Here is a 26,152-nt window from a genome sequence, read left to right as displayed (position 1 = left end):
CGAGGTCCGTCGCCCCGGGCGCGTAGATGCCCCAGCCCTGGTTGTGGTCGGCGACGTTGTCCTGCAGCGACGTGCCCCGATCCTGGCGGTTGTGCTGAAAGTGCTGCCTCCGGTGCGATGGGTCTGGGCACTTGAGGTGCGGCGAGGACGGTCGTGAGCCCGACCTCACTGCCCGCACACCGATAAGGAATGACCCGTTCACAGATCACATTCCATGGAGCGAGCGTAAGTCTGCATTTTCGACGAAATTCACCCAAATCTCCTGCGTCAAGCCGCCGCGATAAATACTCCCAGGCTCGCCACCTTTCCACGGTTCACAATCGCCTTATCGCAAAAAGGACGATGGTACGGGTTCGTATGCAAAACGTGGGCCGTCGCCTAGCCGAAGCAGGGCCGATGCCGGGCGCTCCGACACCCCTGCGCTCACCCCGCACGAGTTAAAGCTACAGTCGCTAAACGAAGCGCCCGGGCCAATTAGTTCGCCTTTTCGGATCGAAAAGAGCAGTCCGTTCGCGAAGATCTCTCCCCGGGTTACCCGCAGAGCACCTTCCTCGAACACAATCTCCATCCCGATGCCCCTCGAGCCCGACCACATTTTCAAACGGTTGGCTTCAAATGTAACGTCCCACCCGTCCGCCGCGTGACGCAATTCGTTATCACGAATGAGCAAGACCGGCCGATTATCCCGATCTCGTATCGCGGCACGCACGACGATCTCGTTGTCTCGCAGGCGGGCGGCCAAGACTGGTCCCCCGTCGACAGAAAGCGCAGCACCCTCTGAGTACCCTTGATGCACACGTGTTTTTACATGGTTCGACCCTAGGTAGAATGCGAACTCTTCTCCGTAGAAGGTGGTTAGTGGATAGACGCCTGTCAGCATGGCGCCCTGGTTATGGGGTTTCGCGTTGGCTTGAGCCACCTTCGCCAGCGGCAATCGGTCTCTCGACTTTGCGTCGTGGTGCGCGGGGCAGAGAAGTGTGATATTGCTCTCCTCGTGTGCGAGCCTCGAAGAGTACTCGACCATATGGTCGTAGTGATAGATGGGCATCCCGCAGAGAACACATCCAAACCAACACCGCTGCCGCACTGCTCGTTTCATGGCATCCGGGATTTCGTCGCGCTTTTGCATATGGCAACACGCTCCTTTGCAGAGTCTGGGGCCGAGCACGCTTTGGTGGCGAATCAGGACTGCGGGCGCGACCCGCAGACGACGCCGACGCACTGCGGCTCGTTGCCGTTGCCGCGGGCCTGGTTGCCGCCGAGGTCCGTCGCCCCGGGCGCGTAGATGCCCCAGCCCTGGTTGTGGTCGGCGACGTTGTCCTGCAGCGACGTGCCCGGCTGCTCGACGACGACCGCGTCGACGTTGCGCACGAACCGGTTGCCGACGAGCGTCGAGGCGAAGTCCGGCGCACCGCCGTCCGAGGTGAAGGCCAGGGTGTTGCCGCGGAAGACGTTGCCCGTCAGCGTCGCGTTGCTGATCGACAGCGTCACGGCGGTGCCGTTGTCCTTGAACGTGTTGCGCTCGAGGTTGCTCAGGCCCCAGACGAGGAACGACGAGAACGCCGTGTCGTTGCCCTGCAGGACGCTGTCCGCGATGTCGGCGCCGAACTGGCGCGCGTCGACCCCGACGCCGTTGTCGACGATGCGCGAGCGCAGGATCCGGCACCCCGACTCGTCGCAGCTGACGCCCGTGCCGTTGCCCTCGAGCCGCGAATCCTCGAGCAGGAAGCCACCCGTGATGAAGCCGAGCGCCGTGCCGTTGTCGGTGAACGTCGACCGCACGACGTGCGCCCCGCCGTAGATCCCGCCGACGCCCGTGCCGTTGCCGGTGAAGGTCGACCGGCTGATCTCGTGCACCTTGCCGGTGCTGCCGAGCTTGCCCGACGTGTTGACGCCCTCGCCGTTGCCGCTGAACGTCACTCTGCTGACGGTCACGGTGCCGCCCACCTCGTCCCAGGTGTCGAAGGTCCGCATGCCCTCGCCCCAGCCGGCGATGGTGCCGTTGCGGATCGTGACGTCGCCCAGCGAGGGCAGGACGACCGCGACGGCCCCCGACGACCCGCTCAGCGTGTGGCCACGCAGGTCGAGCGTCACGCCCTCGGCCAGGACCAGCCCGTCGCCCTCGGGGCACGTGAGGTCCGCGGTGAGCCGCGCGTCGGCGGTCAGGACGGCGCCGCAGCCGGGCACCGGTGCCGGAGCGGCGTGGGCCGGAGCGGCGACCAGCACGCTCCCGCCGACGAGTGCGATGACGCTGAGGACCGCGGACCTGCGCATGTCTCTTCCCCCTGCCGGCGCTCGGGGCGCCGTCCGGACGCCTCGGGCGGGCGTCGTCGGCGCAAGCCTGCCCAGCGTCAGCGGTGCTCCGCTGCCCTGTTTGCCCGAAGATGCAGGGATTTTCGTCCGCTCCGGCCGCGGACGGTCTCAGGCGAGCGGTGGCGCGAGCAGGTGGACCGCCACGACCGGGGGCGTGGTCCCGTCGACGGCGACGAGGGCGACCTCGTGGGACCCGGCGGCCACCGGCAGGTCGACCGACCGCAGCCCGCCATCGGCGTCACCGACCTCCAGGACGCCCACCTCGGCGCCGTCGCGCAGCACGCGCGCGCGCCCCGGCTCCGCGAGGTAGGTGACCCGCAGGACCGCGCCACGACCCTCCGGGTCGGCGAGCCGGTAGGAGAAGCGGTCACGCGTGGCCCGCCAGTGCCGTCCGTCCCCCGCGCCCGTCCACGTCGCGGAGCCCGCGTAGCCGTGGTCCGTCTCGGGCTGCTGCTGCCCGCACGCCACGGCGTCGAGGGTGCGGGCCGCGAGACCGAGCTGCGCGTCGTCGGCGGCGGCGAGCACCGCGCGGCGGCGCGCGACGTCGGACACGTCGGCGACGACCGGGAAGTAGAGCGTGTACCGGGCGTCGTGCAGACCGTGCAGCGGCTCGAGGACCAGCGGGTCGGCGGCGGGGCGGTCGAGGCGGAACGTCCCGTCACCGCGCGGGCGCAGCGCAGCGGCGAGGTCGTCGTCCGACCCGACGAGCAGGGGCGCGTCGGTCAGCGGCCGCAACGGGCCGTGCGCGACGTGCCCCATGCGCGCGTCGTCGGCCCGCAGCCCGTCGAGGTCGTCGGCGTCGCCGCGGGCCACGAGCGCGACCGGGCCCCACAGGAGCGCGACCCAGCCGTCGTCCCCGGGCAGGCGCTCCGCCGACGGGCCGGCGACGAGCCGCCAGGCGACCGTCTCGCCGCCCCGCCACGTGCGCCGCACGGTCAGGTAGCCCTCGCGCTCGTCCGTGGGCGCCACCTCGACGCCGTCGACCGTGAGCACGACCTGCCCGCGCGCCCAGGCGGGGCGCCGCACGTGCAGGCCGAACGCCGTCGGTTCGTCGACCTCGACCGTCAGCGCCACGTCGGTCACGGGCGCCGGGACGGGGTACGTCGACGCGAGCCGCACCCGCACGCCGCGCTCGGGCCAGTGCAGCCGCGACGGCACGGGCAGGTTGACGAGCAGGTCGGCGTCGTCGTGCGCGTACGCGAGCTCGCCCAGCCGGGCGTAGGTCTCCAGCGCGGTGCCCACGCAGCACCACATGCCCTCGTCGCGCGTCGAGTAGACGCGGTAGTGGCCGGGCCGCGCGGGCGTGAAGTAGACGAAGCCGCCGTCGGGGTGCTGCGCGGACAGCACGTGGTTGACGAGCTGACGCTCGGCGGCGTCGAGCAGGCCCGCGTCGCCCGTGGCGGCGTAGAGGCGCCGCTCGACCTCGAGCATGTTGGCGGTGTTGCACGACTCGGGGCCCTCACGGTGCAGGACGTGCGCCTGCGGGTCGGGCGTGAAGTGCTCCGCGACCGAGTTGCCGCCGAAGACCAGGGTGCGACGGTCCAGCACGGTCGCGACGAACGCGGCCGCCGCCGGCGTCTCGCCGATCCCCGGCCAGCCGACGACCTTGGCGATCTGCGTGTTGGCGTGCAGACCGTCGAGCGCGTCGCGCCCCGCACGCAGCGGGGCGAGCAGCGAGGCGTCGGCGAACCGGCGCGCGAGCCTCGCGTACCGCGCGTCGCCGGTGAGCTCGGCGAGGTCGCCGTACGCCTCGCACATGCCGCCGAACTCGGTGCGCAGCATGCGGGCGAAGGCCTCGTCGTCGAGCCGGTCGGACAGCGCGACGCCCCAGTCCCCCAGGCGCACGACGGCGGCCCGCGCGCGCGACGCGACGTCGGCCGGCGCGTGGCGGGCCGCGTCGAGGAGGCCCGCGTACGTCTTGTGGACGTTGTACCAGGGCACCCACGCACCGCCGAGGTCGAACGAGCCCGCCTCGGCGCCGCCGGACGCGACCGACTCCCACAGCGCGACGCCGCCCGGGACGCCGCCGACGTAGCCCGTACCGAGCGCGTCCTGGCACTCCACGAGCCCGTCGACGAGCGCGCGCGCCAGCACGGCCGCACGCTCGTCGCCCGTCGCGGCCCACTGCAGCGCCGCAGCCGACAGCGCGTGGCCGCCGATGTGCCCGTCCAGCCCGATCGACTCCCAGCTGCCGTAGGGCTCGGCCACGGGCGGCAGACCGGCCTCGCGGCGGAACGGCGCCAGGAGGCGCTCGCGTCGCAGCCCGAGCAGGTACTCCAGGGCGGTGCGCTGCGCCGCCGCGAAAGGACCGTCGGTGAGCCGCACGGCCGACAGGCCGAACGGGACGGCGACGGACGACGAGGGGGTGGCGACGGTGCTCACACGGTCAGCCTCGCATCCGGCGGCGCGTTCGTCACGTCCCGCAGAGATCGATCTCCGATCCGTCCCGGAGGGCTCGCGCGTGGCAGCATGCCCCCATGGCCCGGTCCGCACGTCCCACGCTGCTCGACGTCGCGCGCGCCGCCGGCGTGTCGCGTGCGACCGCGTCGCGCGCGCTGGCCGGGCTCCCGAGCGTGGACGGCGACCTCGTCCGGCGCGTGCGCGCCGCGGCCGCCGACCTCGACTACCGCACCAACACCGCGGCGCGCGCCCTGCGCAGCGGCGCGACGGGGTCGGTCGCGCTCGTCGCGCCGAGCAGCGAGCTCGAGGGCCAGGGCGGGCCGTTCGTCGGCGCGCCCCTGCGCGGCGCCACCGCGGTGCTGTTCGCCCGGTCCGTGCAGCCGGTGCTCCTGCTCGACGACGGGCGCGACCGCGCGCCGCTGCTGCGCTACCTGACGTCGGGCCACGTGGACGCCGCGGTCGTCGTGCTGCAGCGCGAGTCGGAGCCGCTGTTCGCCGAGCTCGGCGACCTGCCCCTGCCGGTCGTGTTCGTCGGACGGCCCCGCGCCACCATGGACGAGGCGCTGACCTCGGTGGACAGCGACCACTACGGCGGTGGACGCCTCGCGGCCCGCGCGCTGCTCGAGGCGGGCCGCCGCCGGATCGCCTCGGTCGCGGGCCCCGCGGGCTACGCACCTGCCGACGCGCGCACGCGCGGCTTCCGCGACGAGCTGGCGGCGTGGGACGTGGCGCCGGGGCCCGTGGTGCACGGGTCGTTCTCGATGTCGTCGGGTGCGTCGGCCGCGGCGTCCGTGCTGCGCCGGGACCCCGCGGTCGACGGCCTGTTCGCAGGGTCGGACCTCATGGCCCTCGGCGCGCTGCGGGTGCTGGAGGCCGGCGGCCGCCGCGTCCCGGACGACGTGTCGGTCGTCGGGTTCGACGACACCGTGGTCGCCGAGACGTGCGACCCGCCGCTCACGTCGGTGCGCCAGCCGCTGCGCGAGCTGGGGGCGCGCGCGGCCGAGCTCGTGCTGGAGGTCCTGGCCGACCCGCGCGTCGAGCCGCAGCACGTGGTGCTGCCCACGACGCTCACTGCACGCGAGTCCGTCTGAGCCCCTGGCCTTCCCGGCGCTCCCCGGGTAGCGTCCGAGAGATCGATCTCTCACCGGTGCGAGATCCCCACGGAAGGCTCCACGTGAAGCAGGCTCTGGTGGTCCGGGGCGGCTGGGACGGGCACGCACCCGTCGCCGCGACGGACATGTTCCTCCCCCACCTCGAGGCGACGGGCCACACGGTCCGCATCGTCGACACCCCCGAGGTCTACGCCGACGACGCGATGTCGGACGTCGACCTGATCGTGCAGTGCTACACGATGGGCGAGGCGTCCGGCGCGGCCGTCGCCGGGCTGCGCAGGGCCGTCGCGGCCGGCACGGGCCTGGTCGGCTGGCACGGCGGCATCGCCGACTCGTTCCGCAACAGCTCCGACTACCTGCAGCTCATCGGCGGACAGTTCGCCACGCACCCGTCCAAGCACCCCGACGAGTGCCACGGCGACCAGTCCGACAACTACCTGCCGTACACGGTCGACATGCTGCCTGCGGCCGCCGACCACCCGGTCACCGCCGGCATCGCGTCGTTCGAGCTCACGACCGAGCAGTACTGGGTGCTCACGGACGACCTCAACGACGTCCTGGCCACCACGACGCACCCCGCACCGCCGTGGCATCCCTGGCACCGCACGATCACCTGCCCGGCCGTCTGGACGCGCCAGTGGGGCGAGGGACGCATCTGCGTCGTCACGCCCGGCCACAGCCTCGACGTCCTCGAGCACCCCAGCGTCCGCACGATGATCGAGAGGAGCATGGTGTGGGCGAGCCGCTGAGGGTCGGGATCGTCGGCTGCGGCGTCATCTCCGAGGCCTACCTGACGACCGCCGCGAGCACGTCGGAGCTCGAGGTCGTCGCCGTCGCGGACCTGGACCGCACGCGCGCCGACGCCACGGCCGCGCGCCACGGCGTCCGCGCGCTCGACCTGCCGGCGCTGCTCGCGCACGACGACGTCGAGTGGGTCCTCGACCTGACGACGCCCGCCGCGCACGAGGAGGTCGCCCTGGCGGCGATCGCGCACGGCCGCTCGGTCTACAACGAGAAGCCGCTGTGCGCCACGGTCGAGGAGGCCCACCGGGTGGTCGAGGCCGCCCGGGCCGCCGGCGTCGCGGTCGGCGGTGCACCGGACACGGTGCTCGGCACGGGTGTGCAGACCGCGCGCGCGGCCGTCGCGTCGGGCGCGATCGGACGACCGGTGGCCGCGACCGCGACCATGGCGTGCGGCGGCCACGAGGCGTGGCACCCGCAGCCCGACTTCTACTACGCGCCGGGCGGCGGGCCGCTGCTCGACATGGGCCCGTACTACCTGACGACCCTCGTGCACCTGCTCGGGCCGGTCACGGCCGTGCAGGGCCTCGCGACGCGGCCGCGCACCCACCGCACGATCGGCCAGGGCCCGCGGGCCGGCGAGCAGGTCCCCGTCGGCGTCGCGACGCACGTGACGGCCCTCGTCGAGCACGCGTCGGGCGCCGTCACGACGCTCCTCATGAGCTTCGACGCCCCCGCGTCGCTCGCGCGGCCCATCGAGGTGCACGGCGAGGAGGGCTCGCTGCTGGTCCCCGACCCCAACCGGTTCGACGGCGAGGTGCGCGTGCACGCGCGCGGCGACGAGTGGCGCACGCTGCCGCCGTCGGCGGGCTACCGGGACGCCGGGCGGGGGGTCGGGCTCGTCGACGCCGCCCGCAGCGCGGACCGGCGCACCACGCGCGCGTCCGCGGACGTCGCGCTGCACGTGCTCGACACCATGGAGACGGTGCTGCGCGCCGCCGACGCGGGCACCAGGCTGGAGGTCGCCAGCACGTGCGACGTCCCGCCGCCCGTACCGCTGACCGACCTCGACGCCCCCGGGAGGCCCGACATGGCCCGCACCACCCCGCCGACGCGGATCGCGTCGTGAGCGCCCCCCGCCTGGGCGTCGGCATGATCGGCCACGCGTTCATGGGCCTGGCCCACTCGCACGCCTGGCAGACCGCGCCCCGCTTCTTCGACCTGCCGCTGCGTCCCGACCTCGCGGTCGTCGCGGGGCGCGACGCGCAGCGCACGGCCGCGGCGGCGGACCGGCTGGGCTGGCGGTCGTCGACGACCGACTGGCGCGAGCTGCTCGACCGCGACGACGTCGATCTGGTCGACATCTGCACGCCGGGCGACACGCACGCCGAGATCGCGATCGCGGCGCTGCAGGCCGGCAAGCACGTGCTGTGCGAGAAGCCGCTCGCCAACTCCGTGGCGGAGGCCCGCGCGATGGTCGCGGCCGCCGAGGCCGCGCCCGACCAGGTCGCGATGGTCGGCTACTCCTACCGCCGCGTCCCCGCGATCGCGCTCGCGCGCCGGCTCGTGGCCGAGGGGCGCATCGGGACCGTGCGGCACGCGCGCGGCCTGTACCTGCAGGACTGGCTGTCGGACCCGGCGACGCCGCTGTCGTGGCGGCTCGACAAGGCCGTGGCCGGGTCGGGGTCGCTCGGCGACATCGGTGCGCACGTCATCGACCTCGTGCAGCACATCACCGGCGAGCACCTGACGGGCGTGTCGGCGCAGCTCGCGACGTTCGTCGAGGAGCGCCCCGTGGCGTCGTCGTTCGGCGGCCTGTCGGGCGTCGGGGACGCGGGCGGGGCGACCGGGCCCGTGACCGTCGACGACGCGGCGGTGTTCACGTCGCGCCTCTCGGGCGGCGGGCTCGCGCTGTTCGAGGCCACCCGGTTCGCGCTCGGCCGCCGCAACGCGATCCGCGTCGAGATCAACGGCACCGACGGGTCGCTCGCGTTCGACTTCGAGGACATGAACGTCCTGCACGTCTACGACGCGCACGACCCCGCGGACCTGCAGGGCTTCCGCCGCGTCTACGTCACGGAGCCCGAGCACCCGTACACGGGCAGCTGGTGGCCCACCGGCCACGGGCTGGGCTACGAGCACGCGTTCACGCACCAGGTCGTCGACCTGGTCGAGGGCATCGCGGCCGGCACGCACCCGGCCCCGACGTTCGCCGACGGGCTGCAGGTCCAGCAGGTGCTCGACGCGGTCGAGCGCTCGGCGGCCGACGACTCGCGGTGGACGCCCGTCGCGACGTGACGCGACCCTGACGGCCGCGGGGGCGGGCGTCGACCGGTCAGCGACCGGCGCCCGCCCCCGCGCGCACGTCGTCGACGCCGCGGTTGGCCAGCGCGTCGGCGCGCTCGTTGCCCGGGTCACCGGCGTGGCCCTTCACCCAGACCCACGTCACGTGGTGCCGCTCGACCTCGGCCTCGAGCGCCTGCCAGAGCTCCTTGTTCTTCACGGGCTTCTTCTCCCCCGTGCGCCAGCCGTTGCGCTTCCAGTTCGGCAGCCACTTGGTGAGCCCGTTCATGACGTACGTCGAGTCCACGTGCAGCGTCACGCGGCAGGGCCGGCGCAGCGCGCGCAGCCCCTCGATGACGGCCGACAGCTCCATGCGGTTGTTGGTGGTGACGGCCTCACCGCCCCACAGCTCCTTCTCCTGGTCGCCGAAGCGCATCCAGGCACCCCACCCCCCGACGCCGGGGTTGCCCTTGCAGGCGCCGTCGGTCCACATCTCCACGGGGGGCATGTCGTCGGTCTCGCTCACGCGGACACGGTACTTCGGTCCGTCACCGGCTCGTCGCGCGCGGCGGGGCGCAGGCGGGTCAGGACTTCTTGGCGGACTTCTCGAGCACCTGCTCGCGCACGACCCGGCGCAGCACCTTGCCGACCTGCGAGCGCGGCAGGTCCTTGAGCACGACGACCCGGCGGGGCAGCGCGTACCGCGCGAGGCGCGTCTCGCACCACTCGCGCACTGCCGCCAGGTCGATGCCGGCACCGGACCCGTCCTCCTGCAGGACGACGGCGGCCACGACGTGCTCGCCCATGTCGCCGGCGGGCTCGCCCACGACGGCGACGTCGAACACGCCCGGCATGCCGCGCAGGTGGTCCTCGACCTGCGACGGGTACACCTTGAAGCCGCCGGTGACGATCATCTCCTTCATCCGGTCGACCAGGACGACCATGCCGTCCTCGTCCACGCGGACCACGTCGCCGGTGCGCAGCCAGCCGCCGTCGAGCAGCTGGTGCGCCGTCTCCTCCGGCCGCTTCCAGTAGCCCTGGAACACCTGCGGCCCGGAGATGAGCAGCTCGCCCTGCTCCCCCGTCGGCACGTCGCGCGAGGGGTCCTCCTGGTCGACCACGCGGATGCGGGTCGAGGGGAAGGGCAGTCCGAGCGAACCGGGCCGCCGGTCGGGGCTCAGCGGGTTGCCGAGCGCGACGGGCGAGGTCTCGGTCATGCCGTAGCCCTCGGAGACGATCCCGCCGGTGACCCGCTCCCAGCGCTCGGCGGTCGCCCGCGGCAGGGCCATCGCGCCGCTGATCGAGTAGCGGAACGACGTGAGGTCCGCCCCGGCCTCCTCCGCGGCGACGGCGAGACGGTCGAGCATGGGCGGCACGGCAGGCAGGAACGTGCCGGGCCGGCGGCGCTGCGCGGCGAGCACGCGCGCGGGGTCGAACGACGGCAGCACGACGAGCGTCGCGGCGATCCGCACCGAGTAGGTGAGGCACAGCGTCAGGCCGAACGCATGGAAGAACGGCAGGACGCCGTAGACGACCTCGGTGCCGGACCGGTGCTGCGTCCACGTCTGGCCCTGGAGCGCGTTGGCGACGAGGTTGCGGTGGGTCAGCACGGCGGCCTTCGGGGTGCCCGTGGTGCCGCCGGTGTACTGCAGGAGCGCGACGTCCGACGCCTCGGGTGCGTCCGACGGCCGCAGGGGCTCGGCCGCGTCGAGGAGGCGGTGCCAGTGCGGCACGCCGGCGGGCACCGGTCCGCGCATCGCCGCGCGCGTCGCACGCGCCTTGGCCACGGGCAGCCGCAGCGCCCAGCGCGACGTGCGCGGCAGGTCGGCGGACAGGTCGACGGCCACCACGTGCCGCAGGTCGGTGCGGTCGCGGGCCTCCAGCACGCGCGGGACGGTCTGCTCCCAGACGATCGCGACGGTCGCGCCGGAGTCGGCCAGCTGGTGCGCGAGCTCGTCGGCGGTGTACGTCGGGTTGTGCTCGACGACGACCGCGCCGAGGCGCAGGACCGACCAGAACGCGACGACGTGCGACGTGCAGTTCGGCATGACCAGCGCCACGCGGTCGCCCGCGCGCACGCCCAGGTCGCGCAGGACGCGGGTGCCGCGCTCGACGCGCGCACCGAGCTCGCGGTAGGTGGTGGGCCGGCCCAGGAAGTCGACGGCGACACGGTCCGGGTGGTCGCGCACCGCCCGGTCGAGGGTGGCGGTGAGCGGCTCGTCCGGGATCTCGATGTCGCGAGGCACGCCCTGCGGCCAGGCGGCGGGAAGATCGGCAGGCACGGGGAGCATCACTACGCCAGCGTAACCTACGTGACCGTAGGTTACTGGTCCGTACGTCCTAGGGGCGACCCCTCCCCACGCCCCGCGTACGCTGCCAGGGCCGACCGCCGGGACGGTGGCGCCGACCCGGTCGGCACCGTCCCGCGCACGACGTGAGGAGGCGGCATGCCGGACCACACCGACGCCACGGCGACCGCGGAGGGCTCGCCCGCGCTGCGGGACCTGCGCGCACGCATGGCCACCCTCGACGTGCCGGAGGTCGTCCACGAGCTGGGCCGGCTCGGGGCCACCGACCGCGCCGTGGCCTTCCGCCTGCTCGCCAAGGACCGTGCCGTCGAGGTCTTCGAGGACCTCGACCCGTCGCTGCAGGGCGAGCTCGTCGCGTCGCTGCACGGCCACGTCGCGTCGATCTTCGCCGCGCTCGACCCCGACGACCGTGCCGCGCTGCTCGACGAGGTCCCCGCCGGCCTCGCACGGCGCCTGCTGGCGGCCCTGCCCCCGGACGAGCACGCCGCGACGACGGCCCTGCTCGGCTACCCCGAGGACAGCGCCGGGCGGCGCATGTCGCCCGAGGTCGTCGCCGTCCCCGTCGGCACCACGGTCGGCGCGACCATCGACCTGGTGCGCGCCGCGGGCGACGACGCCGAGACCGTCTACGTCGTCCCCGTGGTCGCCGACGGGCGGCGCGTGCGCGGCGTCGTGTCGCTGCGCCGGCTCGTGCTGACCGACCCGGCTGCACCGGTCGACGCCGTCATGTCACCCGCCACGACGGTCCGCGCCACCGACGACGCCGAGCACGCCGCGAACGTCCTGCGCGACGGCGGCTTCGTCGGCGTGCCCGTCGTGGACGCCGAGGACCGCCTCGTGGGCGTGCTCACCGTGGACGACGCCATGCGCGTGCTCGAGGCCGAGGACGACGAGGACTCCGCCCGCACCGGTGGCACCGAGCCGCTGCGCCGGCCGTACCTGTCGGTCTCCGTGCTCGGCCTGGTGCGGTCGCGCGTCGTGTGGCTGCTCATGCTCATCGTCGCGGCCTCGCTGACCGTCGGCGTGCAGTCCTACTACGAGGACGAGCTCGCGCAGGTCGTCGCCCTGGCCCTGTTCGTGCCCCTGCTCATCGGCACGGGCGGCAACGCCGGCTCCCAGGCCGCGACGACGGTGGTTCGCGCGAGCGCCGTGGGCGACGTGCGCACGGGCGACGTCGCGCGCGTCGTCGGCCGCGAGATGGTCACGGGTCTCCTGCTGGGCCTCACGCTGGCGACCGTGGGCGTGGGCCCGGCGATGCTCGTGGCCGGGCCCGCGATCGGCCTGGTTCTCGCGCTCACCGTCGTGGCCGTGTGCACGCTCGCCACGACGGTCGGGTCCAGCGTCCCGCTGCTCGCCAAGCGGGTCGGCATCGACCCGGCCATCGTGTCCGCACCGTTCATCTCGACCTTCGTCGACACGACCGGCCTGATCGTCTACTTCTCGATCGCCAAGGCGGTGCTCGGGATCTGAGCGGGTGGCAGGATCGGCCCGTGCCGCCCGAGACCCCCGCGCCCCGTGAGATCCGAGGCCTGCCCGAGGGGCCGGTCCCCGTCCCGGCGGCGGTGGCCGACCTCGCCGCCGGTGTGCCGCTGGAGCCGGTGTGGGTCAACAGCCTGGGTGGCCGCACCTTCCGGCTCGGCACCTCCCGCTACGTCAAGTGGGCCCCCGCGGACGTCCCCGAGATCGACCTGCCCGGCGAGGCCGCTCGGCTGCTGTGGGCGCGCCCGTTTACGCCCGTCCCGGAGGTCCTCGACGGCGGCGCCGACGAGGAGGGGACGTGGCTCGTGACGGCCGCGCTGCCGGGACGCAGCGCCGTCGTGCCGCCGTGGGTGGACCGCCCCGCCGAGGCCGCCGCCGCGATCGGGGCGGGCCTGCGCGCCCTGCACGACGCCCTGCCGGTCGGCGAGTGCCCCTTCGACTGGTCGCTCGACGCACGGCTGGCGACCGCGCTGGAGCACCTCGACGCCGGTGACACCCCGGCCGCGTGGTCGCCCGAGCACCGTGAGCTCACGGCGGCCGACGCCCGTGCCCGGCTGCTCGACCCGCCGCCCCTGGACCAGCTCGTCGTGTGCCACGGCGACGCGTGCGCACCGAACACCCTCGTCGGCACCGACGGGCGCTGGTCCGCGCACGTCGACCTGGGCCGCCTCGGCGTCGCGGACCGCTGGGCGGACCTCGCGGTCGCGACCTGGAGCACGGTGTGGAACTACGGCCCGGGCTACGAGGACCACGTGTACGCCGGGTACGGCGTGACACCGGACGACGAGCGCGTCACGTACTACCGGCTGCTCTGGGACGCCACCTGACCTGACGGCCTCCGGCCCGACGGCCGGGCCGCGGCCGCCCCGGCACCACGTGGGAGGATCGCCCGGTGCCCGACGCTGCGAACCTGACCGACCGCCTGCCGACAGGGGACGCCGCGCACGACCCCGACGCGCTGTACGAGGTCTTCTCCTCGTGGGCGGCGGACCAGGGCCTGACGCTCTATCCGCACCAGGAGGAGGCGCTGCTCGAGCTCCTCACCGGCGCCCACGTGATCCTGTCCACGCCCACGGGCTCCGGCAAGTCCCTCGCAGGCGTCGCCGCGCACGCCGTGGCGATGGCGCAGGGCCGCCGCTCGTACTACACCGCGCCGATCAAGGCGCTGGTCAGCGAGAAGTTCTTCGCGCTCGTCGACGTCTTCGGCTCGGCCAACGTCGGCATGGTGACGGGCGACTCGGCGATCAACTCCGACGCCCCGATCGTCTGCTGCACGTCCGAGATCTTGGCCAACCAGGCGCTGCGCGAGGGCCCCGACGCCGACGTCGGCCTCGTCGTCATGGACGAGTTCCACTACTACGCCGACCCCCAGCGCGGGTGGGCGTGGCAGGTGCCGCTGCTCGAGCTGACGCGCACGCAGTTCCTGCTGATGTCGGCCACGCTCGGCGACGTGTCGTTCTTCGTCGAGGACCTCGCGCGCCGCACGGGCCGTGACGTGGCCGTCGTCGCGAACACCGAGCGGCCCGTGCCGCTGACGTTCACGTACTCGGTCGAGCCGCTGCACGAGCTGCTCGACGAGCTCGTCAGCACCCGCCGCGCACCGGTGTACGTCGTGCACTTCACGCAGAAGGAGGCCGTCGAACGCGCGCAGTCGCTGCTCTCGACGCCCCTGGCCAGCCGCGAGCAGCGCGACGCGATCGCCGCGGAGCTGGGCGGGTTCCGGTTCGGTCCCGGGTTCGGCAAGACGCTCTCGCGCCTGCTGCGGCACGGCGTCGGCGTGCACCACGCGGGCATGCTGCCCAAGTACCGCCGCGTCGTGGAGCGCCTCACGCAGCGCGGGCTGCTGCCGGTCGTCTGCGGCACCGACACCCTGGGCGTCGGCATCAACGTGCCGATCCGCACGGTGGTCCTGACGAGCCTCGTCAAGTACGACGGGGTCCGCATGCGGCACCTGAGCGCGCGCGAGTTCCACCAGATCGCGGGCCGCGCCGGACGCGCCGGCTACGACACCGTCGGCGAGGTCGTCGTGCAGGCGCCCGACCACGTCATCGAGAACCGCAAGGCGCTCGCCAAGGCCGGCGACGACCCGAAGAAGCAGAAGAAGATCGTCCGCAAGCAGGCGCCGTCGGGCCACGTCAACTGGACGGACAAGACGTTCGAGCGCCTGCGGGACGCCCCGCCGGAGCCGCTCACGTCGAGCTTCCAGGTGTCGCACGCGATGGTGCTGCACGTCCTGCAGCGCGGCCGCGACGGCCGCGCGGACCCCGTGGCGGTCATGACGCACCTGCTGACCGACAACCACGAGCCCGCGCGCGCGCGCGCGCGCCACGTGCGGCGTGCCGTCGACGTGTACCGGTCCCTGCGCGCGGGCGGCGTCGTGGAGCGCCCGTGGGTCGACGACCCGTCGGCGCTGGGCGGCCGACGCCGGACCGTGCAGCTCGTCGCCGACCTGCCGTTCAACTTCGCGCTCGACCAGGCCCTCTCGCCGTTCGCGTACGCGGCGCTCGACCTGCTGGACCCCCAGGACCCCGGTTACGCGCACGACGTCGTCTCGGTCATCGAGGCCACGCTCGACGACCCGCGCCAGGTGCTCGCGGCCCAGGAGAACAAGGCCCGCGGCGAGGCCGTGGCCCGCATGAAGTCCGAGGGGCTGGAGTACGACGAGCGCATGGCGCTGCTCGAGGGCGTCACGTACCCGCGTCCGCTGAGCGAGCTGCTCGAGGCCACGTTCGCGACGTACCGCCGCACCAACCCGTGGGTCGCGGACCTCACGCTGTCGCCCAAGTCCGTGGTGCGCGAGATGCACGAGCGTGCCGCGACGTTCGCCGAGTACGTGCAGCTCTACTCCCTGGACCGCACCGAGGGCGTCCTGCTGCGCTACCTCGCCGACGCGTACCGCGCCCTGCGCCGCACGGTCCCCGAGGACCGCCGCACCGAGGAGCTCGAGGAGCTCATCGCGTGGCTGGGCGACCTCGTGCGGCGCACCGACTCGAGCCTGCTCGACGAGTGGGAGCGGCTGTCCGACCCGACGGCCGCCCTCGAGGACGACGCCGACGTGCCCGGCGAGGACGCTCCCCCGCCGCCCGTCACGGCCGACCCGCGCGTCTTCCGCGCGCTCGTGCGCGGCGCGATGTTCCGGCGCGTCGAGCTCGTCGCGCGCGAGCGCTGGGGAGCCCTGGCGGCGCTGGGCGACGTGGACGCCGAGGGTGAGCCGTGGACCGCCGACCGCTGGGCCGACGCGGTCGAGCCGTACTTCGACGACCACGACGACATGGGCACCGGCGCCGCCGCGCGCGGGCCCGCCCTGTTCCAGGTGACGCCCGGGACGGCCGCCGACGCGCACGGGCCCGCGGCCGGCACCTGGCACGTCCGGCAGGTCCTCGACGACCCGGCGGGCGACCACGACTGGCGCATCGACGCCCTCGTGGACCTCGCGGCGTCGGACGAGGCCGGCGAGGTCCGCCTGCGCATCCTCGACGTCGGCCCCCTGTGACCCGAGACCCCGGCTGACCGGATCGCTCTCTCACGCACAAGAGCGCAGCCCCCTCAGGCGCGAGAGAGCAATCCAGTCACCCCCCTCAGGCGCGAGAGAGCGATCCGGTCCCCTCGGTGGGGGCACCCGCCGGGGCGCGGCTCAGGGTAGGCACACCTGCGTCGTCGCAGGTCAGGCCAGCCTTTCCTGCGGTGACAGGACCGCGCGCGGGTGCCTACGGTGGCCTATGACCACGACCAGCGACCGCATCGTCGGGCTCGGGGCGCTGCTGCGCCGCACGCCGGGACGCGCGTCCGCGGCGTCGAACGCGGGCCTCAACCGGCTGCGCGCCGGGGTCCTCGGCGCCAACGACGGCATCGTGTCCGTCGGCGCGACCGTCGTCGGTGTCGCAGGCGCGGCCGCGTCCACGTCGACGGTCGCCCTGGCCGGCGGCGCCGCGCTGCTCGCCGGTGCCCTGTCCATGGCGTCGGGCGAGTACGTGTCGGTCTCCAGCCAGCGGGACGCCGAGCGCGTCGCCGCCGCGGCCGGCCGGCCGATCACCGACGCCGACGAGGACTTCACCAACCCGTGGCAGGCCGCGCTGGCGTCCATGCTGGCGTTCACGGCGGGCGCGCTGATCCCCCTGCTGGTCGTGCTGGCCCCGTGGCCCACGGCCGCGCGGGTCCCCGCGACGTTCGCGGCGGTGCTCGTCGCGCTCGTCCTGACCGGCTCGGCGTCGGCGCGCTTCACGGGTGCGTCGCACGGCCGCTCGGTCCTGCGCAACGTCCTGGGCGGCTCGCTCGCGATGGCCGTCACCTACGGCATCGGCGCGCTGGTCGGCGTCGCGCTCTGACGTCCTACCCTGGGCGGGTGGCCAGGAAGGACGCACGCACCAGCAGCGGCACCCCCGCCCTCGTCGCGCTCGCGGAGGCCGGCGTGCCGCACACGCCCCGCACCTACGAGCACGACCCCGCGAGCGACCTCGGCTACGGCCTGGAGGCCGCGCACGTGCTGGGTGTGCCGCCCGAGCAGGTGTTCAAGACCCTCGTCGCCGAGGTCGACGGCGTCCTGACCGTGGCCGTCGTGCCCGTGACGGGCCGGCTCGACCTCAAGGCGCTCGCCGCGGCGGTCGGGGGCAAGCGGGCCGCGATGGCGGATCCGCACGCCGCCGAGCGCGCCACCGGCTACGTCCTGGGCGGCATCTCGCCGCTGGGCCAGCGCACGACGCTGCGCACCGTGGTGGACGAGACCGTGTGGCTCTTCGACACCGTGCTCGTGTCCGGCGGGCGGCGCGGGCTGGACGTCGAGCTCGCGCCCGACGACCTCGTGCGCCTCACCGACGCGGTGGTGGCGGACGTCGCGCGGGACTGAGCCGCACCACCCGCGCGCAGGTCAGTGCCCGTACGCCGCGAACGGGCTGTCGGTCGGCACGATCTGCTTGCCCAGCGGCACGAGCGACACCGGGATGAGCTTGAGGTTCGCGATGCCCATCGGGATGCCGATGATCGAGACGAACAGCGGGATCGCTGTGGCGACGTGCCCGATCGCGAGCCAGATGCCGGCGACCAGCACCCAGATGACGTTGCCGATCGTGGACAGGGCGCCGGCGGTCGGCTTCTCGACGATCGTGCGCCCGAACGGCCACAGCACGTAGCTCGCGATCCGGAACGACGCGATGCCGAACGGGATCGTCACGATGAGCACGCAGCAGACGACACCGGCGGCCACGTAGCCCAGGGCGAGCCACGCACCGGCGAACACGAGCCAGATGACGTTCAGCAGGGTCTTCACGGGTCCACGGTCCCACGGCGGCGCGCGGGACGACATCGGGGATCCCCCGGACCCGACCCTCAGTTGAGCGACGCGTCGTCCGGCGCCGTCGACAGCAGCGCCAGGTCGCCGGGCTGACGGCGCAGCACGCGCCGCCACAGGCCGCGCGGGTCGGCGCTGAACACGTCCCCCGGCTCGGCGTCGACGACGAACCAGCCGCCCACCTCGATCTCGTGGTCCAGCTGCCCCGCGGACCACCCGGCGTACCCGATGAAGACGCGCAGCGCCCGGACGGCGTCGACCACGAGCGCGGGCGGCGCCTCGAGGTCGACGACCCCGAGCCGCGGCGACAGGTGCCGGACGCCGGGCGGCGCGTCCGCGTCGGGCAGGTCGGCGAGCGCGAGGGCCGTGTCGCGCGCCACGGGGCCGCCCTGGAAGAGCCGGCCGGGTGCGCTCAGGTGGTCCTGCCACTGCGGCAGCACGGCGCTCGCGTCGACGTCGAGCGGCCGGTCGAGGACGACCCCCAGCGCGCCCTCCTCGGTGTGCTCGAGGACGAGCACGACCGAGCGCCGGAAGCTGCCGTCCTGCAGCCCCGGTGTCGCGACGAGCAGCCGTCCCGTGCACCCCTCCATCCCGCCAGCATGCGACCCGGCGACACACGTGCGCCACAGGGACGGCCTCCGGCGCACGCGTTTCGCCCGCCCGGCGCGGGGGCACGCCGCGCGGGCGGGTACGGTCAGGCTTCGTGAGCAGCGAGGACGTGGCGCGCCGTCTGGCGCAGGTGCGTGACCGGGTCGCCACGGCGTGCACCGCGGCGGGGCGTGGTGCCGACGAGGTCCAGGTCCTGCTCGCCTCCAAGACGATGGACGTCGCCACCGTGCGCGCCGCGCTGCTGGCCGACGCGGCCGCGCGCGACGCCGGATCGACCGCGCCGCCGGTGCTGCTGGGCGAGAACCGGGTCCAGGAGCTCGTCGCGAAGGCGCCCGCGCTGGTCGACCTCTCGCCGACGTGGCACGTCATCGGGCCGCTGCAGTCCAACAAGGTCAACGCGGCGCTGCGGTGGGCGTCGGCGGTCGAGTCGGTCGCGGACGACGCGCTGGCGCGGCGCCTGTCCGACCGGGTGCGGGAGCGCGACGTGCCGCTCGACGTCTGGGTCCAGGTGAACGTGTCGGGCGAGGCCACCAAGCACGGCGCCGAACCTGCCGCAGCCGCGGACCTCGCGGCACGCGTCGCGGCACTGCCCGGGCTCCGACTCGCCGGGTTCATGACCGTGGGTGCGCGCAGCACCGACGAGCGCGTGGTGCGCGCCGGGTTCGCGCGCCTGCGGGACGTGCGCGACGAGGTCGTGCGGTCCGGCGCACCGGGCACGGGCGACGCGCACGGGCTGTCGATGGGGATGAGCGGCGACCTCGAGATGGCGGTCGCGGAGGGTGCGACGGTCGTCCGGGTCGGTACCGCCGTCTTCGGGTCACGCCCGGCCCCCGCCGCTCCTGCGGCCGGGTGACCGCGGCGGTGACCGGGCCGACGGGTGAGGAGGATGGGCGCATGGACCACGAGCGACCCGTGCCCGAGGGGCGCGCACCCGATGAGCGCACACCCGACCGGCGCTTCCCGCGCTGGGTGTACGGCGTCGGTACCGAGCCCGACGCGCGCTTCTCGCTCGCGAACGAGCGCACCTTCCTCGCGTGGGCGCGCACGGGTCTCGCGCTGCTCGCCGGCGGGGTGGCCCTCGAGGCCCTCGACCTGCCCGTGGAGCCCGCGCTGCGGCTCGCCGCGGCGGTCGTGCTCATCGCGCTCGGGACCCTCGCGCCCGCGGTCGCGTGGTGGGGGTGGTCGCGGGCCGAGCGGGCGATGCGGCGCAGTGACCCCCTGCCCGCTCCCGTCGGCTTCGGCCTGCTCGTCGGCGGCGTCGGCGTGGCCGGTGTGCTGGTCCTGCTCGGTCTGCTGCGCGCGTGACCGCGCCGGCGCACCCGTCGCTCGCCGCCGAGCGCACCGCCCTGGCGTGGCGCCGCACGGCGCTCGGCCTTGTCGGCGGCTCGGTGGCGGCCGGGCGCCTGCTCGTCGAGACCTGGGGGGTCGTGGCGTGGGCCGTCACCGCCGCCGGCACCGTCATCGCCGTGGTGCTGCTGCGCGCCGCACGCCGGCGCCGGACGGGCGTGCACGGACGGCAGCGGTCGCACCTGGACACGGCTGCGCAGCGGACCGTCGGCCGCGACCCGGGCGGTCGCCTGGTCACGGCGTGCGCCGCGGCCCTCGTGCTCCTGGGTGGCGCCGCGCTCGTCGTCGTGCTGACCTGGCACGGGTGACCGGACCGTCCCGCCGCCCGGGCCGCCTGGTCACGGCACGCGCGCGGTCCACGCCGGGTCGGTGAACCGGGTCGCCATGAGCTCGCGCGCGCGCTCCAGCTCGGCCGGGCGCAGCACGTCGTCGACCGTCCGGTAGCGGGACCGGAAGTGCGCCACGAAGGCCTCGACCACCTGCTCGCGGGGAAGCCGCGTCTGCGAGCGCACGGGGTCGACCCGCTTGTTCGCGGAGCGGGTGCCCTTGTCGGAGAGCTTCTCGCGGCCGATGCGCAGCACCTGCGTCATCTTGTCGGCGTCGATGTCGTACGCCATGGTCACGTGGTGCAGCACCGCCCCGTGCGCGAGGCGCTTCTGCGCGGACCCCGCGAGCTTGCCGGCGGCGGACGAGATGTCGTTGAGCCCCGTCGTCGTGGCCGTCACGCCCACGTCGGCGAGCGCCCCGAGGACCCAGGCGTTGAGGAACGCGTACGACTCCTCGAACGACATGCCGTCGACCAGCGACCCCGGCACCACCAGCGAGAACGTGATGCAGTTGCCCGCCTCCATGAACATCGCCCCGCCGCCGGAGATGCGCCGCACGACCGTGACGCCGTACCGCGCCGCCGCCTCGAGGTCCACCTCGTTGCGCAGGGACTGGAACGAGCCGATGACGACGGCGGGCTCGTCCCACTCCCAGAACCGCACGGTGGGGCCGCGGCGCCCCGCGTCGAGCTCCTCGGTGAGCACCTGGTCGAGCGCGACGTGCATCGCCGGGGGCAGGGGGCCGGTGTCCAGGAGCGCGAACTCGTGGTCCGCCCACGCGGTGGACAGCCCCAGGGCGCGGCGGACGGCGAGCGCGACCGCGCGGACGTCGAACCCGACCATCGTGACGGGCCCGGCGATGCGGCCCTGGTCGACCGCGAGCCGCAGACCGTCCTCCAGCACGCCGACGAGCTGCGTGACCCCCGCGTCGGCCGGCACGCCGTCCAGCGCGCGCGACAGCACCTCCAGCGCGTCGTCGGGCTCGAGGAAGAAGTCGCCCGACAGGCTCACGTCCCGCAGGCGTCCGTCACCGACCTCCAGGTCGACCACCACGAGCTTGCCACCGGGGACCTTGTACTCACCATGCACGCCGTCAGCCTAGGCGTCGACACCGAGGTGTCAGGGCAGACCGCGCACAGCGGCGAGAGCCCGCCGTTCCACCATCTTGCTGAGCTGGGCAGGATCGCCCAGCACGGCGCGGGCGTCCTGGCGGTCGCTCGCGTCGAGCGCGGTCGCGGTCCACGTGAGGATGGCGTTGCCGACCAGGACGTGGCCGGTCGTCTGCTGGTAGGTGTCGTCGTCGACCTGCGCCGTCAGGTCGTGCACGATCGCGGGGAAGACGCCCTGGCCCTCGAGCGCGGGCTCCGCCGTCCACCGCGTGCTCTCGGCGCCGGGCACGTCCTGCGTGTAGCGCGGGCACTCGTCCACCGTCGTGACCAGCGCGCGGAACGCTGCGCGCGCCGCCGCCGGGTCGAGCAGCACCACGACGTCCTGCTCGAACGTCAGCTCGTCGTTGACCCAGGAGGTCGCGTCGTGGACCGAGGGCGGCACCGACACGACCGTCACGGCCGTGGTGCAGGCCGCGGGGTCGATGCTCGCCCCCTCCGGCAGCCCCCACGGCCGGCTCCCGGGCTCCAGCCCGCGCGACACGCCGGCCGCCGCCCCGGGGACGTCCCGCTCGAGGTCCGCGCTCGTCGCGAACAGGCTGCCCGCCGTCGCCTGGTCGAAGATGGCGTCGGCCCCGGGTGCCGGCACCGCGCTCGCCGTCGGCGTCCGCGAGGGCTCGGGCGTCGCCGTGACCTCGGGCGTCGGCGTCGGCGTGGGCGTGGGCACGGGGACGGGGTCGCCGGCGTCCCACGGGCGCCACACGAGCACCGCCGCGAGCACGGCGACCACGACGGCGACGAGCCACCACCGGCTGCGCGGACGCGCCGGAGGCAGGCCGTCGCGGTCGTCGTCGGGCGTGGGCGGGCCGACGGGCGTCCTGGACGCGTCGAACGGCTCGGGGGCGGTGCCGGACACGCGGGGACTCCCTTCCGTCGGTCGGGCCTCGGGTGCATCCCCGAGGCTAGGTCGTGCGCGCGCCCCCTGCGCGACGACCCGCGGGACGTGCCCCCGTCAGCGTGGCGCGACCCCGTGGTGGCGCAGGCCCCAGATGGCGGAGTCGGTCAGGGCCTCCCACGAGGCCTCGATGAGGTTGGGACCCACGCCGACCGTGCTCCACGACGTCTGGCCGTCGGTGCTCTCGATGAGCACGCGGGTCACCGCGTCGGTCCCCTGCATCTGGTCGAGGATGCGCACCTTGAAGTCGATGAGCTCGAACTCCGCGAGCTCGGGGTACACGCGTCCGAGCGCCGTCCGCAGCGCGTGGTCCAGCGCGTTGACGGGTCCGTTGCCCTCGCCGGTGGTGACGATGCGCTCGCCGCCCGCGTGCAGCTTGACCGTCGCCTCGGCCGTCGCGGGCGTCCCGCGGCCGCCGTTGCGCTCGACGATCGCGCGCCACGACTCGACCCTGAAGTACGCCGGGCGCGCACCCTCGAGCTCCTCGACCAGCACGAGCTCGAACGACGCGTCCGCCGCCTCGTAGGTGTAGCCGCCGGCCTCGGCGTCCTTGATGCGGTGCATCACGCGCGACAGGACGTCCGGGTGCTCCGCGAGGTCGATGCCGAGCTGACGGCCCTTGAGCTCGATCGAGGCGCGGCCCGCCATGTCGGAGACGAGCATGCGCATGTCGTTGCCGACGAGCTCGGGGTCCGCGTGCTGGTAGAGGTCGGGGTCGACCTTGATCGCCGACGCGTGCAGGCCCGCCTTGTGCGCGAACGCGCTCGCACCCACGTACGGCTGGCGCGCGAACGGCGAGATGTTCGTGAGCTCGCTGATCGCGTGCGCGATGCGGGTCAGCTCGGGCAGGCCGCCCGGCGCGTCCGCGTGCCGCGCGAGCACCTGCCGGCCGAGCTTGAGCTCGAGGTTCGCGACGACCGAGAGCAGGTCGGCGTTGCCCGTGCGCTCGCCGTACCCGTTGACGGTGCCCTGCACGTGCATGCAGCCCGCGTCGACGGCGGCGAGGGTGTTGGCGACCGCGCACCCGGAGTCGTTGTGGGCGTGCATGCCCAGCAGCGCGTCGGGGCCGGCGGCCGCGCGGACCTCCTGCACGATCTCCCGCACCCAGTCCGGCAGCATGCCGCCGTTGGTGTCGCACAGCGCGACGACCTCGGCACCGGCCCCGAACGCGGTGAGCACGGCGCTGCGCGCGAAGGCGGCGTCGTACCGGTACCCGTCGAAGAAGTGCTCGGCGTCGACGAACACGCGCCGGCCCTCCTGCCGCAGGAGCGTCACGGTGTCCGCGATCATCGCCAGGCCCTCGTCCGGGGTGGTGCGCAGCGCACGTTCGACGTGCCGCACGTCGAACTTGGCGACGAGCGTCACGACGGGCGCCTCGGAGTCCAGGAGCGCCCGGACCTGCGGGTCGTCGGCCGCACGCACGCCGACCTTGCGCGTGGCGCCGAAGGCGGCCAGCTCCGCGTTGCGCAGGTCCAGCTCCTTCGCCGCGCGCCTGAAGAACTCCGTGTCCTTGGGCACGGCGCCCGGCCAGCCGCCCTCGATGAACCCCACGCCCAGCTCGTCGAGCATCGGCGCGATCGTCAGCTTGTCGGCGACCGACAGGTTGATGCCCTCCTGCTGGGCGCCGTCACGCAGCGTGGTGTCGTAGACGTGGAACGGCGACGACGCGGTGGGCGCGGTCGACGTGGGTGCCGTGGACTGTGTCACGGAGGGGCTCCTCGGGGCGGTGCGGGCGTGCGTCGGCGGGGCGGCAGGGGGTGCGCGTCCGGCGGGGGTGGTGCCGGTGCCTCGTCGACGTGTCGTGCGGGCGGGGGTGGTGCCCACGGACGTCTGGACCAACAAAAAGACCCCCCGGGGTACGGGAGGTCTGCGCGTCGGCTGGTCGGCCGACGCGCTACACGATGATGAGCGTGAAGCGGGTCACACGGCGATGGTGGCACAACGCGGCCGCGCACGGCACCCCGTCCATCATGCGGACGAGTGGTTCCTGCCCGACGCGGACCGGGCATCGGGGACCAACCGGTGCCGAACGGGCACCCGGTCGCTACCGTGTGCGCTGACGTCACGCGTGCGCGCGACCCGACGTCCCGTGCGAGACAGGAGCCGACGATGTCGATCCCCACCTCCGGCCGGCCGCAGGACGAGCCGACCCGCAGGTACGAGGCGGTCCCCCCGACCGCCGCACCCCCGACCGTGCCCGCGTCGGCGCCCGCGGTCGCCCCCGCGTCCACGGCGCCGCCGCGCACCGAGACCCGTCTCACCGTCGAGACGGGCCGGTTCTGGGCCGGCGCCGCCGCCACCGCCTTCGTCGCGGCCCTCGTGGGCGTCGTCGGCGTCATCGTCCTCGAGAGGATCCTGCGGATCGAGCTCGTGCTGCGCGACCCGTTCGGCACCGGTTCGGCGATGGGCGCGTACATCCTCGGGGGCATCCTCGTCGCCGTGGCCGCCGCCGCGCTGCTGCAGCTGCTGGTCCTGACGACACCGCGCCCCCGCGCCTTCTTCGGCTGGATCCTGGGGCTCGCGACGGTCGTGGCGACCCTGCTCCCGCTGACGTGGACCGACGAGGCCGGGTCGGCGATCGCGACCGGCATCGTCAACCTGCTCATCGGCATCGCGGTGTGGTCGCTGCTGACCGGCGTGCTCGGCTGGACCGTGCGGCGCGTCGCCGTCTGACACGCACCTGGACGACGCTCCCGGACGACGAGGGGCGGGCACCCGTACAGGTGCCCGCCCCTCGTCGTCGGTCCGCCGCTCAGACCAGGCGGTGCATCCACCCGTGCGGGTCGGACGCGCGCCCGTACTGGATGTCGGTGAGCTGCGCACGGATGCGCGTGGTCACGGGCCCGGCCGTCCCGTCGCCCACGACGAGGTCGAAGTCGTCGCTCGCGAGCCGGCCGATGGGCGTCATGACGGCCGCGGTGCCGCACGCGAACACCTCCGTGACGCTGCCGTCCGCGAGACCGGCGCGCAGGTCCTCGAGCAGCACGGGGCGCTCCGAGACCTCGTGGCCCGCCTCCTCGAGCAGCGTGAGGATCGACGCGCGCGTGACGCCCTCGAGGATCGTGCCGGACAGCGGCGGGGTCACCACGGACCCGTCGGCGTGCACGACGACGATGTTCATGCCGCCCAGCTCCTCGAGCTGCGTGCCCGTCCGGGCGTCGAGGAAGCACACCTGGTCGAAGCCCTGGGCATGGGCCTGCTGCTGCGGCAGGAGGCTCGCGGCGTAGTTGCCGCCGCACTTCGCGGCGCCCGTGCCGCCGCTCCCGGCGCGCGCGTACTCGCGCGACACCCAGATCGACACCGGCTTGACCCCGCCGGCGAAGTACGGGCCCACGGGCGAGGCGATGACGAGGAACTCGGCCTCGAGCGACGGCCGCACCCCCAGGAACGGCTCCGAGGCGTACATGAACGGACGCAGGTACAGGCTGGTCTCGTCCCCCGGCGGGATCCAGGCGCTGTCGACCTCCACGAGGGCCTTGATCGCTCCGAGGAAGTCCGCCTCGGGGAGCTCGGGCAGCGCGAGCCGGTACGCCGAGCGCGCGAAGCGTGCCGCGTTGGCCTCCGGTCGGAACGACCACACCGAGCCGTCCGGGTACCGGTACGCCTTGAGCCCCTCGAAGACCTCCTGCCCGTAGTGCAGGACGGCGGTCGCGGGGTCGAGCTGGAGGGGGCCGTACTTCTCGACCCGGCGGTGGGTCCAACCGGCGTCCTGCGACCAGGAGATGCGCGCCATGTGGTCGGTGAAGGCGACACCGAACCGCGGTGCGGCCAGGGCCGCCTCGCGCTCGGCGGTGGAGGCGGGGGTGTCGCTGAGGTGGATCTCGAAGGTCGGGGACGTGGGGGTCGTCACGGTGCTCATCAGGAGGCCTTTCACCAGGGTCGACGTCG

23 protein-coding genes are annotated in these 26,152 nt (G+C 74.2%); 13 read left to right on the top strand and 10 right to left on the bottom strand.

Features of this window, described 5'->3' with window-relative positions:
• Positions 1 to 1,182 precede the first annotated feature (1,182 nt).
• Together H9657_RS04995 and H9657_RS04990 are read right to left on the bottom strand one after the other, a co-directional pair.
• On the bottom strand, positions 1,183 to 2,274 hold the full coding sequence (locus tag H9657_RS04995; protein WP_191780976.1) for a right-handed parallel beta-helix repeat-containing protein: 1,092 nt from the start codon (positions 2,272 to 2,274) through the stop codon (positions 1,183 to 1,185).
• Positions 2,275 to 2,421: 147 nt separating this feature from the next.
• Entirely contained in the window at positions 2,422 to 4,695 is a 2,274-nt protein-coding gene (locus tag H9657_RS04990; protein ID WP_191780974.1) for a beta-L-arabinofuranosidase domain-containing protein, read from the bottom strand.
• Positions 4,696 to 4,790: 95 nt separating this feature from the next.
• On the opposite strand from H9657_RS04990, the gene H9657_RS04985 reads away from it, so the two are divergent.
• The 4 genes from H9657_RS04985 (at position 4,791) to H9657_RS04970 (ending at position 8,864) form a co-directional block, all read left to right on the top strand.
• Positions 4,791 to 5,804 carry a LacI family DNA-binding transcriptional regulator gene (locus H9657_RS04985; RefSeq protein WP_191780972.1) on the top strand — a complete coding sequence of 338 codons (1,014 nt, stop codon included), beginning with the start codon at positions 4,791 to 4,793 and terminating at the stop codon, positions 5,802 to 5,804.
• A gap of 83 nt (positions 5,805 to 5,887) precedes the next feature.
• On the top strand, positions 5,888 to 6,574 hold the full coding sequence (locus H9657_RS04980; protein ID WP_191780970.1) for a ThuA domain-containing protein: 687 nt from the start codon (positions 5,888 to 5,890) through the stop codon (positions 6,572 to 6,574).
• On the top strand, positions 6,559 to 7,695 hold the full coding sequence (locus tag H9657_RS04975; protein WP_191780968.1) for a Gfo/Idh/MocA family protein: 1,137 nt from the start codon (positions 6,559 to 6,561) through the stop codon (positions 7,693 to 7,695). The genes H9657_RS04980 and H9657_RS04975 overlap by 16 nt, the downstream gene beginning before the upstream one ends.
• Positions 7,696 to 7,718: 23 nt before the next feature.
• Positions 7,719 to 8,864 carry a Gfo/Idh/MocA family protein gene (locus H9657_RS04970; RefSeq protein ID WP_191781310.1) on the top strand — a complete coding sequence of 382 codons (1,146 nt, stop codon included), beginning with the start codon at positions 7,719 to 7,721 and terminating at the stop codon, positions 8,862 to 8,864.
• A 37-nt stretch (positions 8,865 to 8,901) separates the two neighbouring features.
• On the opposite strand, the gene rnhA is transcribed toward H9657_RS04970, so the two are convergent.
• A complete protein-coding gene (gene rnhA, locus H9657_RS04965; protein ID WP_263598872.1) occupies positions 8,902 to 9,357 on the bottom strand; it encodes a ribonuclease HI in 456 nt (151 codons plus the stop codon).
• A 76-nt stretch (positions 9,358 to 9,433) separates the two neighbouring features.
• The gene (locus tag H9657_RS04960; protein WP_191781306.1) at positions 9,434 to 11,140 is read right to left on the bottom strand and encodes an AMP-binding protein; all 1,707 of its coding nucleotides are present in this window, start codon (positions 11,138 to 11,140) and stop codon (positions 9,434 to 9,436) included.
• A gap of 156 nt (positions 11,141 to 11,296) precedes the next feature.
• Between H9657_RS04960 and mgtE the strand changes: the two genes are divergently transcribed.
• The 5 genes from mgtE to ybaK all read left to right on the top strand — a co-directional run bounded on the left by mgtE (position 11,297) and on the right by ybaK (position 17,480).
• Entirely contained in the window at positions 11,297 to 12,628 is a 1,332-nt protein-coding gene (gene mgtE, locus H9657_RS04955; RefSeq protein ID WP_191780966.1) for a magnesium transporter, read from the top strand.
• Between the two features lie 20 nt (positions 12,629 to 12,648).
• A complete protein-coding gene (locus tag H9657_RS04950) occupies positions 12,649 to 13,464 on the top strand; it encodes a phosphotransferase (protein WP_191780964.1) in 816 nt (271 codons plus the stop codon).
• A gap of 65 nt (positions 13,465 to 13,529) precedes the next feature.
• Complete coding sequence (locus tag H9657_RS04945) at positions 13,530 to 16,130, top strand: DEAD/DEAH box helicase (RefSeq protein ID WP_191780962.1); 2,601 nt, start codon at positions 13,530 to 13,532, stop codon at positions 16,128 to 16,130.
• Between the two features lie 226 nt (positions 16,131 to 16,356).
• The gene (locus tag H9657_RS04940; protein WP_191780960.1) at positions 16,357 to 16,962 is read left to right on the top strand and encodes a VIT1/CCC1 transporter family protein; all 606 of its coding nucleotides are present in this window, start codon (positions 16,357 to 16,359) and stop codon (positions 16,960 to 16,962) included.
• Between the two features lie 17 nt (positions 16,963 to 16,979).
• Positions 16,980 to 17,480, top strand: a complete 501-nt coding sequence (gene ybaK / locus H9657_RS04935) for a Cys-tRNA(Pro) deacylase (RefSeq protein ID WP_191780958.1) — start codon at positions 16,980 to 16,982, stop codon at positions 17,478 to 17,480.
• Positions 17,481 to 17,501: 21 nt separating this feature from the next.
• Here the strand turns inward: ybaK and H9657_RS04930 are convergent, their stop codons facing one another.
• A complete protein-coding gene (locus H9657_RS04930) occupies positions 17,502 to 17,900 on the bottom strand; it encodes a YccF domain-containing protein (RefSeq protein ID WP_191780956.1) in 399 nt (132 codons plus the stop codon).
• A 59-nt stretch (positions 17,901 to 17,959) separates the two neighbouring features.
• Positions 17,960 to 18,511, bottom strand: coding sequence for a YqgE/AlgH family protein (locus H9657_RS04925; protein ID WP_191780954.1), 552 nt, complete (start codon positions 18,509 to 18,511; stop codon positions 17,960 to 17,962).
• A gap of 113 nt (positions 18,512 to 18,624) precedes the next feature.
• On the opposite strand from H9657_RS04925, the gene H9657_RS04920 reads away from it, so the two are divergent.
• From H9657_RS04920 to H9657_RS04910, 3 genes are read left to right on the top strand one after another with little or no spacing between them, the layout of a single operon-like run.
• Positions 18,625 to 19,383, top strand: a complete 759-nt coding sequence (locus H9657_RS04920) for a YggS family pyridoxal phosphate-dependent enzyme (protein ID WP_191780952.1) — start codon at positions 18,625 to 18,627, stop codon at positions 19,381 to 19,383.
• A gap of 41 nt (positions 19,384 to 19,424) precedes the next feature.
• Complete coding sequence (locus H9657_RS04915) at positions 19,425 to 19,835, top strand: YidH family protein (protein WP_191780950.1); 411 nt, start codon at positions 19,425 to 19,427, stop codon at positions 19,833 to 19,835.
• On the top strand, positions 19,832 to 20,185 hold the full coding sequence (locus tag H9657_RS04910; protein ID WP_191780948.1) for a DUF202 domain-containing protein: 354 nt from the start codon (positions 19,832 to 19,834) through the stop codon (positions 20,183 to 20,185). The genes H9657_RS04915 and H9657_RS04910 overlap by 4 nt, the downstream gene beginning before the upstream one ends.
• Before the next feature lie 30 nt (positions 20,186 to 20,215).
• Here H9657_RS04910 and H9657_RS04905 read toward each other — a convergent pair whose 3' ends face one another.
• The 3 genes from H9657_RS04905 to cimA form a co-directional block, all read right to left on the bottom strand.
• Complete coding sequence (locus tag H9657_RS04905; RefSeq protein ID WP_191780946.1) at positions 20,216 to 21,292, bottom strand: lipoate--protein ligase family protein; 1,077 nt, start codon at positions 21,290 to 21,292, stop codon at positions 20,216 to 20,218.
• Between the two features lie 30 nt (positions 21,293 to 21,322).
• On the bottom strand, positions 21,323 to 22,225 hold the full coding sequence (locus H9657_RS04900) for a hypothetical protein (RefSeq protein ID WP_191780944.1): 903 nt from the start codon (positions 22,223 to 22,225) through the stop codon (positions 21,323 to 21,325).
• Positions 22,226 to 22,321: 96 nt separating this feature from the next.
• Positions 22,322 to 23,971 carry a citramalate synthase gene (cimA, locus tag H9657_RS04895; RefSeq protein ID WP_191780942.1) on the bottom strand — a complete coding sequence of 550 codons (1,650 nt, stop codon included), beginning with the start codon at positions 23,969 to 23,971 and terminating at the stop codon, positions 22,322 to 22,324.
• 402 nt (positions 23,972 to 24,373) lie between these two features.
• Between cimA and H9657_RS04890 the strand changes: the two genes are divergently transcribed.
• Entirely contained in the window at positions 24,374 to 24,937 is a 564-nt protein-coding gene (locus tag H9657_RS04890) for a hypothetical protein (protein ID WP_191780940.1), read from the top strand.
• 79 nt (positions 24,938 to 25,016) lie between these two features.
• Here H9657_RS04890 and H9657_RS04885 read toward each other — a convergent pair whose 3' ends face one another.
• Positions 25,017 to 26,123 carry a branched-chain amino acid aminotransferase gene (locus H9657_RS04885; protein ID WP_191780938.1) on the bottom strand — a complete coding sequence of 369 codons (1,107 nt, stop codon included), beginning with the start codon at positions 26,121 to 26,123 and terminating at the stop codon, positions 25,017 to 25,019.
• Between the last annotated feature and the right edge of the window lie 29 nt (positions 26,124 to 26,152).

The organism is Cellulomonas avistercoris, from assembly GCF_014836445.1.
Classification (GTDB): Bacteria; Actinomycetota; Actinomycetes; order Actinomycetales; family Cellulomonadaceae; genus Cellulomonas; species Cellulomonas avistercoris.
This window is presented reverse-complemented; position numbering and strand designations above follow the sequence as displayed.